Genomic DNA, 13,396 nt, shown 5'->3' on the forward strand with positions numbered 1-13,396 from the left:
GCCACGCCGATGCGATCAACGCTGCTTGTAAGTGTCGCGATAGCGGGTGTTCTGGAACGGATGCGGGATGTAGTTCACCAGATCGGCCTGATAGACGACCGTATCGTAGCTCAGCGAGATCGGCTGCAGGCTCGGTACCAGCTGCTCATAAAGAAGCTGGATATCCTCGTACATCTTCTTCTGCTTGGCGGCGTCCGGTTCGAGAAGTGCCTGATCGAGCATCTCGTTGATCTCGGCGCTGTAGAAGCCGGTCCTCCAGGCCTGAAGCGTAAACAGCTTGGCGTCGTCGGCATTGTTGGGATTGTAGGCCAGCGCCATCAGCGCCGAATACGCGTTGGACCCGTTGCGGTCGCCGCCGCGGCCGACGATCAGTTCGAAGCTCCGGGCGCGCATGGCTCCGTAAACCTGATCGCCGTTGCCGGTCAGGATTTCCGCCTTGATGCCGCCCTGTGCGAGGGTCGCCTGGAGCGCCGTGGCGATGTTGACGAAAGGCGAGTCCGCAAGCACCCGTATCGTGGTGCTGAAGCCGTTCGGATAGCCTGCCTCGGCAAGGTATTTCTTCGCCAGCTCGGCATCGAACTTGTACATCGGATCGGGCAGCGAGCCGGGGAGGCCGGGCGGCACGGGGCGCTGCAGCAGCTTGCCGTAGAAGGGCAGGATCGTGTTGTTGATCCCCTCGTAATCGATCAGATGGCGCAGGGCCAGACGAACGTTCTTGTTGGCATATTTGTCGTCCTTCATGCTCGCGGCGAGATAATAGACGTTGCCGGAGCGGACAGGAGCGGTCTTCAGCTTCTCGTCTTTTTGAAGGGCGGTGATATCGGATACCGCCATGCCCATGGCGATATCGATATCAGCGCGTTGAAGGGCAAGTCGTTGCGACTGCGATTCCGGCATGTGCCGATAGATGATGCGGCGGAGTTTGGGCTTTTCGCCCCAATAGTCATCCGACCGTTCGAGGATGACAGAATTGTTCGCCTGCCAGTTCCGCAGCACATACGGGCCGGAGCCCGCGCTATGGGTGGTCAGCCAAGCCTGCCCCTCGTCGCCATCCTTTGCGTGCTCCAACGCGAGCTTCTTGTCGATGACCATCAGCACGCCGGTGGAGGAAACCACATCCAGAAGCAGCATCGGATCGTTCGGCTTCGGCAGGCGCATCACGATGGTGTGGGGATCGGGCGCGGTGACGAGCTCGCGGATATTATCGGCCGTATAGCCGTAGACGCGCAGCGTGGAGCCACCGATGCCGAGTTTGAAGGCGCGCCAGAAGGACCAGATGAAGTCCTCGGCAGTCAGCGGGTTACCGGAATTGAACTTGACGTCGTCGCGCAGCTTGAACGTGATCGACATGTGGTCGTCGGCGATCTCCCAGCTCTTGGCAAGCCGCGGATGATAAGTGCCGAGGTTGACCGGATCGGACTCGACCAGTTGGTCATAGACGTTGGAGTTCATCTCCATCGACTCGCGGCCGCTCATGGCCGCGGGGTCCAGCGAGAGCATGTTGACAAGACTGACGCCGATGACGAGCTGGTCGTCCGGCGTTTTGGCAAAAGCCGGCACGTTACCAAGACCGACAAGCGCGCTTACGGCAAGCGTAGCCAACAAGGTTCGAAATTTCATGGTCTCCTCCACTGATATCCCGACAAACCAAGCCTCCTAAGGTGATGGCTCACCTTGCGAGGTTGGCTTCGATGTATTCAAAATCGATGTCTTCTCCCAAGCCTGGCTGCGCTGAACCATGGACGTATCCCTCCCCGTCCATCGGATCGACGATGCCGCGCAGATATTCGGGCGGTTGCTCGTAATCGAGGAAAGGGTGCAGGAGCCCCCGCTCGTACCAGTCGCAGTTGGCACTGGACAGGCACAGAGCCAGGTTGGCGGCGCCATTGCCATGCACCTCGCAATTGAGACCGAAGGAATGGGCGGTGTGCATCACCTTCAGCGAAGGCGTGATGCCGCCGGCGTTAAGGACGCCGGTGCGCAGGATATCGCTCGCCTCATGCCTGACCCATTCGGCGCGGCTGCGGTTTTTGCCGGAAATCGTCTCGGGGCCGAGAACCGGGATATCGAGCTTGTCCGCGAGCCAGGCGTAGGACGACATGCTGGTCTCGTCCATCGGCTCCTCGAACCATTCGAAATCCAGCTTCTCGAGGGCGCGGCCGATGCGCAGCGCATCCGTGCGGCTGTACCAGTGGTAACCGTCCAGCATGAGCCTGATGTCGGGTCCGACCGCCTCGCGCACGGCGGCGCAGGCGGCGATTTCCATTTTGGGATCGGGCGCGCCGGGCATGGGCGGGAACCAGGTATGCAGCTTGACCGCCCTGTAACCGCGCTCGACCAGTTTGACCGAATAGGCCGCGTAATCCTCGGGGCTTGAAAGTCCGCCCGGCAGGTCGTCGCCGCACATGATGGAGCCGTAGGCGAGGATTTTGTCGCGATAGGCGCCGATGAGCTTGTAGACGGGCATCCCCGCCTTGCGGCCGGCCAGATCCCATAAGGCCTGGTCGACCGCGCTCAGCGAACGGTCGTTGAAACGGCCTCCGGACCCGCGCTGCCGATGCACCATTTCGTCGAAGAGCCGCTCTCGCGCCAGCGGGTCTTGTCCGGCAAGGACAGGCCGGACATAGGAATCGAGAATTGCGGCGCTGAGTTGCTCGGGATGCTGGAAGGAATAGCCTTCCGTGCCGTCGTCCGCGACGATCCTTAGAAGCGCATGCTTCACCCGCTTGCCCGGGCCGGGATGGGAATGGCCGCCGCTGTCCTGCGAGCGATAACTTGTATGGAAAAAAATATCCGTGCGGATATCTACGACTTTCACAATACCCCTCCCCGACCGAGCCGGCGCCGCCGGACTCGCATGCCTACCGACGACACGTCCCCGTATCGTGTCGAAGTCCTCCCATTCGCATATGATTACTTCGGTACACTCATCATATCTGCCTTGTCAACCGCAAGCGATCGTTGTGCCAACCTCGATCTTCCCGACGATGAAGCCGAAGTTGTATAGTATCAGCTTTCAACACAGTAAATTTGCACCTTGGAGAGAACAGCCCTCTTATTAGAGGCCTGATGCAAAGTAGGCGCCGGTTACCTTTCCGGTTCAGCTTGTATGAAAAATTTCCAGCCTTATCATATATCTCTGAAAGTCCAGATGTTCGGTGAAGGGTGTCAGCACCCGTTATAGCTGCAATCGCCTTCAAGGTAGGCGTGCGGGAGCCAGGCAATCAGACCACAAACCAGTATTCGCAAATGGTTCTCCTGCCCCTTTCGGCTTGCCGGCTGTTGCTTCTCACTCAGGTGAGTCTCAAGTTTCACATCGAAACCGCCATCGACGCGTCCGATCTCTGTCCGCCTTTGTTAGGACTTAATCCCGCACCAATATGCGTGGTCGAGAACAACTGACACGGGCGTCGCCGTAGGGGCGGCCGGCTTGTCTTGGCTCCAATCGAGGAGGACTACGTTCTCTTCCGCACTCCGATACTTTCTGCACAGTTGCATCGACATCGCGCTCCTGGAGCAGTGACTGGCTTGAACTTTGCTGCCGTGGAATTTCTAAGGACGCCTTATTGTCCAACAACAATGGAGTGGCCGTGACCTCCGGCGTCATAAGGGTTGAATTTGGAACACGCTGGAAGGTGCCGGTGTACGTTGCCATTGAGGGCGAGCCGACCCGAAGGGTAACCGGCCCTCAGGACGCCCTTCAATATCTGAGCGACAATCGAGCCATCCAGTCGGGTTTCCCTTACTGGAGAGCGCGCCATCGCTGTTATGACGCTCTGAAGGGTTTGATCACGCCCGAAGAAATGCGTGATGACTTCATCGCCGCATGCGCGCAGGCAGATTTCCGGCTGAGATAATCGCTAAATTTTACGCGGCGTAAGCTCTCTTGCTCGACTGAGCTATTCTTGGCGAGCTATTCCTGGCGGTCGCTGGCCAGCGCCTCATCAAGCGCAGCTTCGGTAATGCTGAAAGCCTCGGTAAGTCCGCCAGACGTCAACATGAAGGTCATCGTCCTGTGATAACCTTCCCACGTGACATCGAGCGGCTCTTCGTCCACCTGCACATCGAATTCGCCGGGCGCGTGGGCCCTCTCCATCCCAGGCAACTTGAAGGGTTTCCGGAAGGCGACCTTTCTAACGCTTGTTCTGTTATTCATTGGACCCTCGCTGGCCGGCTCCGAAAGATGGCGGCTATCCTAAATCCGCAGCCGTGAGCGTATAAATCGTCCCGCGCTTGGGATGATAAAGCCTCGTCGCAGCTTCGTGGATATTGGAGCGGGCGGCATCGAAGGCTCTGAGATAGTCCGCCTCCGACATTCCGGCCGTCGTTTTTGCAAGGGCGGCAGCCTCTACGAAAAACCGGACCTCGAACATGCCGTCATAGCCCAGGAAGCGCACGACGTTGCGCACTTCGTCGAAGCTGCGGCTTCTGTTCGGAAACATAAGGGCCATGACGGCTCCGATTCAAATTGGTCGCCATTGGTTCGAGACCGGCGATCTCGACAGAAGACGCATCGCCTTCCTTCATTGTCGCGAGACCCGCGCCCCGCATCTGACCGCTCGCGCGGAATAGACTACCTTAAGTCCATATGAGTCTGCCTGGAGCAATTGCAAGGGGAGATCGCCATAGTTTGACAGACGAGAAACCCACGCCTCACGCTCGGACTCACTTGTTCTTCAGAAGCCACATTTTGCCAGCCATGGTAATCCCATGGGCGGCCTCCTCCGTCTTCACGTCGGGATTGAGACTGCGCAGAAGGCCGAATTCCCGCAATGTAGCCAATGTCGCGGTCGTCAGAAATTTGATTTTTTGCGGCCGCTCCTGAAACCGGTCGTTCCTTGCGTAGGTGACGGCGGCATTGAGATGCGTCCACTTGTTGGCCTCCTGCGGAAACAGGTCTCCGTCCTTGGCGAGCTTCAGGCCTCTGATCTGTGCGGGTGTAAGCGTAATCGTGTTCAATGTTCAGTCCTTGAATGGGGCGAGCAATCTTTTGAGAATTTACCGCCTGTAGTCTTTGGCTGTGTTCGAAGGTTATCTCAGCATAGCGGTCGGTCCCGCAGATGTAGCATCATGTCAGCGCCGCCGCTTCACGCCCCCCGTCGCGTCAGCGGATATCCCTCGGCCTCGTAAAGCTTGCGCATCTGCACACCGTCAAAACGCGCTTCCTCGACTTCGAGGACAGAACCTCGAAGCAGAGAGGCCGGCATGTCCTCGATTGCGAAACGAAGAGCTTCCGCGGCAGAATCAAACCTCTTATAGCGGAGGCGACTCCTCCTCTTGATGGTTTTGCATGGGTAAAGCCCCGCGCCGGCACTGTAATCGAAAGCTGCCATGTTTTGATTCCTTACGATCAGGGGATTTACCGAGGAGAAGGCTCGGCTTTACGCCCTATGGTCAACGGAAAAGGGCGGGCGGGGCGGCTGGATCCGCGCGCTTGTCAAGGCGCTGTCGCATCTCCGTAAGCTTCATCTCCCGTGTTCGGAGGATTTGCCTGCTGCGGAAGTCTCGCAACTTCGCTGCATTGGACCCATCTTCGACGTCCGGGCGCTTGAACAGGCCTTCGGCGGTGTGGCGGGCGGTATTGATCATGATGGTATCCTCGTTATGGCCTGCGAGACGAACAACGTCCGGTGCAAACATCTCCAGCCGATAAGGCGGAGTTCGAAACGTTCGCAAAATCAAGGTTAGCCAAGCAACCGGCTGAGCCGGGAGGATCAGGTAGCCGAAAAGGCTGAAAACGTGACCCTTCATATAGCGATGTAGTGTGCCTCTTTCAAGGCGAAGTCTCGATGACCAAAGCGCCGCTTGCCAAAGGCGGAAATGAAGTCCAAGGTACCGTGTCGGCTGCAACTGGTCAGGGCGCTGCCGCCTGAGGGACCAATGTGCGCCCTAGCCCCGACAAGAGGAGGACGCGATGTCGTCCCGCTCCTCGCATGCGAATTTCCTCATTTATTTTCAGAAGATACTCGTGAACGCCCGCGGCATCGGCGAGCGGCACCCTCGAAATCACCGAGATGGAATGGCCGCCGTTTTCAAAGGACGACGTCTTCAAGAGCCGCCACTCGCGGGTCCGCAAATATCGCCGGTCTGCATCGATCCTGTGGCAGCTCCGAAAAGAAGTTTGAACCCCCGGTAGGCTCGTACCGCAACAATCTTCGCCCTTTTCCGCCTATCGACCTGACATCCTCCTGAGCCTTCCGGCTTGGAGATGTCGGGCGTAAGCCTATTGGAGACCAACTTATGTACCGACGATCTCACAAGGGCCTGGCCCTGACGACAACCACGCTCCTGCTCCTTTTTGCATCGGTACTCAGCTGTGGGGCGTTCGGCCAGTCCGCGAAGCCGGTTCCTGAAAATGCCAAGGCAAGCCCCTATGGCTCCGGCTGGGAGTGCATCCACGGCTTTCGAAGGCAGGATGACGCCTGCTTTGAGGTGAGGCTTCCGGACAATGCCTTCCTGACCAATGCCACTTACGGCAAGGGCTGGGACTGCCACTATGGATTCATCGAGAAGGGCGATCAATGCCTCGCCGTTCAGATTCCGGACAACGCTTATCTCGACCCATATTCCGGCGATCGCTGGAGATGTCTGCGCGGATACCGCCAAAGCGATGCGCGCTGTGATCCTATCAAAGTTCCAGAGAATGCATTCTTGTCGGATTCGACCCAGGGCTCAGGGTGGGAGTGCGAAAGAGGCTATCGCGCAACCGGTCAGGCATGCGTCAAACTCGAAGTTCCCGCTCATGGCTATCTGACAACCAGCGGCGATGAGTGGAGGTGCGACCGGGGCTTTGAGAAGACGGACCAGGCGTGTGTTGCCGTTCAGGTTCCGAAGAACGCTATTTTCGTCGACGTGCCCTATGGGCAGAAGTGGAAATGCGATCGGGGCTTCGAAATGAAAGCAGACGAATGTTCACCGATCAGGCTTCCTGAGAACGCGCATTTCAATTCGACCGGCAACGCCTGGGACTGCAACCGTCCTTATCAACTCCGCAGCGGCGGCTGCGTCATCGAGTAAATGGCTGCGGAGGCGCCATACCCGGCGCCCCGCCGAAATTCATCTGGGTTTCTTGCCCAGGCTGAGGTTGCCTGCAAGCTTGACCTGCGCCCCCTGGACCGCAACCACCGGAACTGCACTTTTATCCTTCTTCGGTTTTCGTGCTTCCCGATTGCTGCGCATTTGACCTTTGGCCATTTCAGTCTCCCTTGTGTCGATTGTGTGTAAGGTTGTTCACAGCGATGCATGGGTGCCTCGCTGCCGTCCGTCGGCCAAAGCGCGTGAATAGCAGAGGCATTGCTGTATCCCGTCGCTCGTTCAGATAAGCTGCAATGCCGATGGATCCCGTCTCCCCCGAAACCGTAACGCGAGACCTTTTGGGACCATGACCGTTCAAACGAGACAACGTGATCCCTGCTCCGGTGATGCCTGCCCGAAAGAGGCTGATGGCCAATTCTGCATGTCGAGCGCGCTCGCCGGCTTCGCCGAGTTCAATATTCTCCTGATATCCCGAGCCGCTAACCCGGACCAGATTACGAGAAATGCTTTTTGGGTGAAGGATGGAAGACATGGCGTCCTCCTTTCATTGGGGCCAGGGTATGAGAACCCCTGAAGCAGCAGCGCCCTTTAAATGGCTGCCGACGTTTGCAGCATGCACTCTTGCCCTGACAAAGGCAATGGGAGGCGGATAGCGTGATGAAGCCTGGGCAGCTACACATCCCCTCCTTTTAACGGCGCTGACGCTATTCAACGTGCGCGCCTTTCTATGAACACACTTGCAACCTAATGCTCTCGCATCGAGATTGCTTGTCGAGCTTCGTTTTTGCGCATTTGCGCACGAGCTGATCTTTCCTTTCAAAATCGATCTATTGTCGCCGGCACGTTGCCGCGCGGCTGGCATAACGATTGAAAGGATGATCGTCATGAACAATGGTATCGTAAAATTCTTCAACACTGCGAAAGGCTTCGGCTTCATCCAGCCCTCCGACGGCTCGAAGGACGTGTTCGTCCACATCTCCGCGGTCGAGCGCTCGGGCATGACGTATCTTAGCGAAGGCCAGAAGGTCAGCTATGATCTTGTCGAGGACAAGCGCTCGGGCAAGAGCGCCGCAGAAAACCTGCAGGTCGTATAAGCCCATAATCGCTTCCCGTCTTTGACCACGGATGTACCGGCAGGGATTGTCGAAGCGATTGAGAAGGTCGGGTTCTCGCCCGGCCTTTATTTTTTCTCACATAAAAGAGTTTTCATGAAAAAGAGTAATGCTGAGCAGCAGCTGAAAAAGGCCCAGCGCCAAGTTGCGAATACCAGCGGTGGCGGCCATCTTGGCGGCACGAACCACGGTCAGGGTTACGACGCGAAGACGTCGTCGTCTACCAAGACCAAGACGGACAAGGGGCGCAGAAAGTAGCGGCAGGAGCCGATCCAGGCGATCCGCAAGTTGCCGCGGACAGCTGAATGATCCGAGAAGGGGCGCGTCTGCGCCCTTTTGCGTTGCCCGACCAGAGGGCATACAATGCGCCGTGCCATAGCGTATCGATCCGCTTGGATCGCAAGTGGCACCCCCCAGCCTATCCGTGGATAGGCTGTCAGTCGAAGACCGTCGACGCGAAGGCGGCCGGCTAAGCAAGCCTTCAGCACCGGAATGCGAACTCGAGGCGTGACGAATGGCGACATATCTGGTTCAAACATATCTCGACGACATCGATCGCCCCGGTGTGCCTGCCGGAACCGCCCTTGAAGTAGAAGCAGACGACCATTTTCATGCGGCGTCAAAGCTTCTCGGGCACTCCGTCGAGCCCAGTTCGCCGTGTGGCAGGTTGGCTGCCATGGTACGTGAATCTATGCCTGCAGGTTCGGAACCACAATCTTTCGACTTCATTGACTGATTTGCACCTCGAGAGCCGACTGTCAAAAGGAGGAAAGAATGACCGATAGAAACGTAGCTCCGACATCGGGGGAGTTCACGGTCCTGAACTTGAGCGCCGTAGTGACAATGCTTGGGCCGGCACTGCAGACGGTGATCGAAAAACTCGCCGCCACGCGGGCGGAGGAAGGACCGGCCTGGTTCGATGAGCTTGAAAGAGAACTCCTCCTGGAGGCCAAGAACACCATTTCCGAGGGCATTCCCATCGAAGCCGAGGTCGAAGGACTTAAGCTTGGGGTGGACGTGCTACAGGCGACCCTCGATCGTTGCCGCGACAACCTGAGACTTAATCGCGGTGAATGACCGGTGCCGCGATGCCAACAGTATTGCGGGTGCCTTCTGGCAGAAGCCGATGCTGGTAGGATGGCGGCAATTCACCGACGTCCGGAACTTTCATTCCCCTACCGATGCCAGTTCAATCGCGTTCCCGGCGGCGAGCGGCATCTTTTGCATTGACAATGGTACAGTACATTTCTGCCTGCCTCTCGGACAGGTCTACGAGAAACCACGTCGATGGTTTGGCAGGCAAGCCTGTGAAGACGTCATAGACGGTCCAACTCCGATCCATTTCCTCGCGCACAGCATATCGCATTGTCGGGTCCGTCATGCGATCCTCTTGAAGGATGGCAAACGGCCGGGATGGTCTTTGCGTTCATCGATCATCATCAACTTAGCATGCAGGAAGCGGTGAGTCCCCCGCCCCGGTAGACTGAAGAAGAGGCCCGCAGCGAATCGGCAGCCAGAGAATTAACAGCGTCAAGCACCGTATTCCGGTTTCCTTGCCTGCGGTCGATCAAGCGGTTCTTATGCAGCCATACGGCGGCAGCTTTCGGCACACTTACGGCAGGCCTCGACACACTCGTCCATGTCGCCGACCCGCCGGCAATCCGCCGCGCACTCTTCACAGATTTCAGCGCATTCGCCGCACGTGTGCTTGTGGTGCTGCGTACCGATCAACATGAAATGTGCTGCCGTCCGGCAGATTTCGGCGCAAGCCATCATCAGCCTAAAATGCGCAGGCTCCGTATGCTTGCCACCCATTTCAAGGCAATGGTTCATCGCCGTCGAGAGACAGACGGAATAGCAGGTAAGGCAATTGTCGATACATTCCTTCATCTTGGGATCGATATGCGTCATAGGAAATCCTCCGTGAGCTGAGCTTGCTGATCCCGACGGCGGAGGCGGCAGGCCGAACGCGGCCGGCCCAGCCCCCTTCTGTTTCAATTTTCGCCCGAGTTGCCGGATTTCTTGTCGGTCGATCCCTTACGCTTTAGCTCGTTTTCAATGGTCCGGCGCGAGCTGCCCCCTCGAACAGCGAGGAGGAAGAAGAGTTCCCGAGCGGTTATTTCGGATTTTCGCGCTCCTCGTTCTTCAGCCGGGGCAAGATCTCTCGCCCGAAGGCATCTATGAATTCCCGCTGATTGCGCCCGACATTGTGGACGTAGATCTGCTCGAAACCCATGGCCGCATCGGCTTGCAGCCACTCCATGTGCCGACGCGGATCGGCCGAAATGCGCACATGCTGATCCATGTCGTCCGGCCGCACCTTGGCGCAAGCCTGATCGAACTCCTCCGGCAGACGGAGCGTTTCCGAGACCGCCGCGGTCGTCGCGTTGCTCCGCCACTGGTCGAAGGCATTCGCGCGAGCCTCGTCGTCCGAACGGGCATAGGACAGATGCACCTGCAGATAGAGCGGCTTGCCCTCTCCGCCGCCACGCCTGAAAGCGTCGACGATCTTCCGGAGGCTCTCCTGCGGCTGGTTGATTGTGATCAGCGCGTCGGCCCAGCTTCCCGCCCATTCCGCCGTCTCGGGCGACAGGGCGCCGGCGACGAGGCGGGGCAGTTCCCTGGGTAGAGTATGAATGCGCGCCTCGTCCACTCTGATCGGGCCCTCGCGGCTCACCAATTTTCCCGACCAAAGATCGCGGATAATCCCGGCCGCCGCCTGCAGCCGTTCGTTCCGCTCCCGCTTCGATGGCCAGCGTTCGCCCACCACATGCTCGTTCATGGCCTGGCCGCTGCCGACGGCCATCCATGGAAACCGCCCCGGAAACATCTCGGCAACCGTCGCGGCCGCCTGCGCCGTGACGACCGGATGATAGCGCCAGCCCAGGGGAACTGTGATGATGCCGAATGGAATGACCTGCGTCGCCTGCAGCGCCGCCCCGAGCCAGGCCCAGGCGAAACCCGACTGGCCCTGCCGTTCGCTCCATGGCGTCAGGTGGTCGGAAGACATCACCGCCGCAAAACCTGCCGCCTCGGCAGCCTGCACATAGCCGAGGAGTTCACCCGGCGAAAACTGTTCGTGGGAGGCGTGATAGCCGATGAGCGTCATCCTCCGTTCCCTTCGGAAATCAGCCAGCGATAGGAATAGGGCTCGAGTTTCAGGCCCGGATTTTCCGCGACCTCGAATTCGACCTCGTTCATCAGGTCGCGAAAACGCCTGGGCCGCATGCCGCCGAAGTGGATCTCGGTCTCGATCCGCCGGCCGGCCAGATTGTGGACGAGCAACAGCAGGGCACCCGCGTCTTCGAAACCATGCACCAGAACTGCGGGATCGGCCGCGCTGAGCCTCACCGGCCGCCCTTTCGTGAAAATCGGCTGGCTTCGGCGAAGGCTGATGAACCGTTTGATCCTGTTCAACAGGGAACCGGGGTCTTTCTGCTGATCGGCGACATTCACTTTCCTGTAGGAGAAAGGACCTTCGGCTACGGCCGGTTGGCTCAGCGTTCCTGCATTCGCCTTTGAGAACCCACCATTCTTCTCAGCCGACCATTGCATCGGCACCCGAACGGCATTGCGTCCAGGCTGGGAAAGATCTTCGCCGATGCCGATCTCATCTCCGTAGACGATGAGGGGCGGCCCCTTCAGCGAAAAGACGATGCTGAAGGCAAGCTCGATCCGCCGCTGGTCTCCGTTCAGCATAGGTGCGATGCGGCGCCGGATGCCCCGTCCAAAGACCTGCATTTCCTTCTTCGGAGCGAAGGCGTCAAACGCCGCCTGCTTCAAATCCGGCGGCACTCGGGAGAAATCGAGTTCGTCGAGATTGCGCAGGAAATTGACCCAGCCGCAGCCCGGCGGGGGTTCCGGAAGAAGGCTCAGTCCCTGGTTGATTGCCGCAGCTTCCTCCCGGGCGAAGCCGGCGAAAAGATAGCAGGCGAGCATGAAGTTGAGCAGAAGCTGGAGCTGGTCACCCTCGCCGAAGAACGCGTCGGACGCTTCCGGTGGAAGATTGACTTCTCCAAGAAGCACCCCGCCCGGCCGGCGGCTCTGCAGATAGGCTCCGATCTGCCTGAGAATGCCATGCGGATCGCGAGGATTGGCATGTTCGAGCCCCTTGTCCGCGATGATGAGGGGGGCTGCGTCGAGCCGGAAGCCACTGACGCCGAAGGCAATCCAATAGTCAACGATCCGCAGGATTTCCTCGCGCACCTGAGGATTTGCAGCATTCAGCTCCGGCTGAAAGTCGTAGAAGTGATGGAAATAATAAGCACGGGCGACCTCGTCATAAGTCCAGAGACTGTTCACTTCGCCGGGAAAGATCGATTTGGCTCCTGCCGCAACCGGCGGGGGATCGGCGCTCCAGACATAGTAATCGCGATAGCGGGTCTCGTCGTCCCGCCGCGCAGCCTGGAACCAGGGATGCTGGTCGGATGTATGATTGACCACCAGATCGATCACGACGCGGATACCATGTTCTCCGGCGCTGTGCAAAAACGCCAGGAAATCGTCGAGCGTTCCGACCTTCGGATTGACGGAATAGAAGTCGCTGACATCATAGCCGTTATCGCGGTCGGGGCTGCGATAGAACGGCAGGAGCCAGATGCAGGTGATGCCAAGCTCGGAAAGATAGGTCAGCTTCTCCGTCAGCCCGATGAAGTCGCCGATGCCGTCGCCGTTTCCATCGGCGAACTTTTCGACATCGATGCTGTAGATGACCGCCTCTTCATACCAGGTGCTGCTCGGATTCTGCACTCCCGCGGATCTCCTGCCATCTTCTTCTCGAACGTGCATAAACGGTTCGAAGACCGGCAAGTTCCCGCGCCGTTATTTTTGACCTCCCCCCGCGGCGATTTGCGGAAGGTCTTCAACTCGACAGTGCCAATAGGGCGAGTTTTGCCCAGGGAAACGTGAAAGCGCCACCCCTCCTCCGGTAGCCTAAATGCTCAAGGCAGGCAATTCCAGTTGGGTCAGGGACGGACGCCACTCCTATACCGAGCTACGGTTCGTGGATCTCCGCTGGTTTGTCACCGGTCGTGCCGCATACGGCTGGCCGGCTTGAAGCACTTCGCTATCGGAAGTGCCTGGTTCTCTGGCGAAGAGGGTGTCAAGGACTCGCTTTGATCCGTGGATGTTTGCCGATTTCGCCGCGCTGTCGCGGACTGTTTCTCACTCCCGGAAACCGCTATCGGGACATGTATGATGGCGCGTCCTCGGATGGGTCGTGCTTTTGAGCCTGCGGACACGGCCATGAA

At 58.5% G+C, this 13,396-nt stretch carries 17 protein-coding genes; 6 read left to right on the forward strand and 11 right to left on the reverse strand.

From position 1 onward, the window contains the following. Positions 1–15: 15 nt before the first annotated feature. Positions 16–1,620, reverse strand: coding sequence for an ABC transporter substrate-binding protein (locus ACMGE0_RS21355; RefSeq protein ID WP_436817903.1), 1,605 nt, complete (start codon positions 1,618–1,620; stop codon positions 16–18). Between the two features lie 49 nt (positions 1,621–1,669). Then, complete coding sequence (locus tag ACMGE0_RS21360; protein ID WP_436817904.1) at positions 1,670–2,818, reverse strand: enolase C-terminal domain-like protein; 1,149 nt, start codon at positions 2,816–2,818, stop codon at positions 1,670–1,672. A 748-nt stretch (positions 2,819–3,566) separates the two neighbouring features. Here ACMGE0_RS21360 and ACMGE0_RS21365 point away from each other — a divergent pair. Continuing rightward, positions 3,567–3,857, forward strand: coding sequence for a DUF982 domain-containing protein (locus tag ACMGE0_RS21365; RefSeq protein ID WP_436817905.1), 291 nt, complete (start codon positions 3,567–3,569; stop codon positions 3,855–3,857). Between the two features lie 56 nt (positions 3,858–3,913). Here ACMGE0_RS21365 and ACMGE0_RS21370 read toward each other — a convergent pair whose 3' ends face one another. The 5 genes from ACMGE0_RS21370 to ACMGE0_RS21390 all read right to left on the reverse strand — a co-directional run bounded on the left by ACMGE0_RS21370 (position 3,914) and on the right by ACMGE0_RS21390 (position 5,589). After that, complete coding sequence (locus ACMGE0_RS21370; protein WP_436817906.1) at positions 3,914–4,096, reverse strand: hypothetical protein; 183 nt, start codon at positions 4,094–4,096, stop codon at positions 3,914–3,916. A 94-nt stretch (positions 4,097–4,190) separates the two neighbouring features. Continuing rightward, entirely contained in the window at positions 4,191–4,451 is a 261-nt protein-coding gene (locus ACMGE0_RS21375) for a DUF1488 family protein (protein WP_436817907.1), read from the reverse strand. A 214-nt stretch (positions 4,452–4,665) separates the two neighbouring features. Next, positions 4,666–4,959, reverse strand: coding sequence for a hypothetical protein (locus ACMGE0_RS21380; protein WP_436817908.1), 294 nt, complete (start codon positions 4,957–4,959; stop codon positions 4,666–4,668). 128 nt (positions 4,960–5,087) lie between these two features. After that, positions 5,088–5,333: a hypothetical protein gene (locus ACMGE0_RS21385; RefSeq protein WP_436817909.1), complete on the reverse strand. Its 246-nt coding sequence runs from the start codon at positions 5,331–5,333 to the stop codon at positions 5,088–5,090. Positions 5,334–5,394: 61 nt separating this feature from the next. After that, the gene (locus ACMGE0_RS21390; RefSeq protein WP_436817910.1) at positions 5,395–5,589 is read right to left on the reverse strand and encodes a hypothetical protein; all 195 of its coding nucleotides are present in this window, start codon (positions 5,587–5,589) and stop codon (positions 5,395–5,397) included. A 651-nt stretch (positions 5,590–6,240) separates the two neighbouring features. On the opposite strand from ACMGE0_RS21390, the gene ACMGE0_RS21395 reads away from it, so the two are divergent. Further along, positions 6,241–7,017: a hypothetical protein gene (locus ACMGE0_RS21395; RefSeq protein ID WP_436817911.1), complete on the forward strand. Its 777-nt coding sequence runs from the start codon at positions 6,241–6,243 to the stop codon at positions 7,015–7,017. Between the two features lie 39 nt (positions 7,018–7,056). Here ACMGE0_RS21395 and ACMGE0_RS21400 read toward each other — a convergent pair whose 3' ends face one another. Then, complete coding sequence (locus ACMGE0_RS21400) at positions 7,057–7,194, reverse strand: hypothetical protein (protein WP_436817912.1); 138 nt, start codon at positions 7,192–7,194, stop codon at positions 7,057–7,059. 725 nt (positions 7,195–7,919) lie between these two features. On the opposite strand from ACMGE0_RS21400, the gene ACMGE0_RS21405 reads away from it, so the two are divergent. The 4 genes from ACMGE0_RS21405 to ACMGE0_RS21420 all read left to right on the forward strand — a co-directional run bounded on the left by ACMGE0_RS21405 (position 7,920) and on the right by ACMGE0_RS21420 (position 9,224). After that, entirely contained in the window at positions 7,920–8,129 is a 210-nt protein-coding gene (locus tag ACMGE0_RS21405; protein ID WP_436817913.1) for a cold-shock protein, read from the forward strand. A 114-nt stretch (positions 8,130–8,243) separates the two neighbouring features. Next, positions 8,244–8,405 carry a hypothetical protein gene (locus tag ACMGE0_RS21410; protein WP_436817914.1) on the forward strand — a complete coding sequence of 54 codons (162 nt, stop codon included), beginning with the start codon at positions 8,244–8,246 and terminating at the stop codon, positions 8,403–8,405. A 256-nt stretch (positions 8,406–8,661) separates the two neighbouring features. Then, complete coding sequence (locus tag ACMGE0_RS21415; protein ID WP_436817915.1) at positions 8,662–8,883, forward strand: hypothetical protein; 222 nt, start codon at positions 8,662–8,664, stop codon at positions 8,881–8,883. Positions 8,884–8,921: 38 nt separating this feature from the next. Then, the gene (locus tag ACMGE0_RS21420) at positions 8,922–9,224 is read left to right on the forward strand and encodes a hypothetical protein (RefSeq protein WP_436817916.1); all 303 of its coding nucleotides are present in this window, start codon (positions 8,922–8,924) and stop codon (positions 9,222–9,224) included. Between the two features lie 501 nt (positions 9,225–9,725). On the opposite strand, the gene ACMGE0_RS21425 is transcribed toward ACMGE0_RS21420, so the two are convergent. The 3 genes from ACMGE0_RS21425 to ACMGE0_RS21435 form a co-directional block, all read right to left on the reverse strand. After that, on the reverse strand, positions 9,726–10,058 hold the full coding sequence (locus ACMGE0_RS21425; protein WP_436817917.1) for a four-helix bundle copper-binding protein: 333 nt from the start codon (positions 10,056–10,058) through the stop codon (positions 9,726–9,728). 205 nt (positions 10,059–10,263) lie between these two features. Continuing rightward, complete coding sequence (locus tag ACMGE0_RS21430) at positions 10,264–11,256, reverse strand: TIGR03885 family FMN-dependent LLM class oxidoreductase (RefSeq protein ID WP_436817918.1); 993 nt, start codon at positions 11,254–11,256, stop codon at positions 10,264–10,266. Then, on the reverse strand, positions 11,253–12,896 hold the full coding sequence (locus ACMGE0_RS21435; protein ID WP_436817919.1) for an alpha-amylase family protein: 1,644 nt from the start codon (positions 12,894–12,896) through the stop codon (positions 11,253–11,255). Before ACMGE0_RS21435 ends, ACMGE0_RS21430 begins: the two co-directional genes overlap by 4 nt. Positions 12,897–13,396: the final 500 nt, after the last annotated feature.

Source organism: Neorhizobium descurainiae, assembly GCF_051400715.1.
Taxonomy (GTDB): Bacteria; Pseudomonadota; Alphaproteobacteria; order Rhizobiales; family Rhizobiaceae; genus Neorhizobium.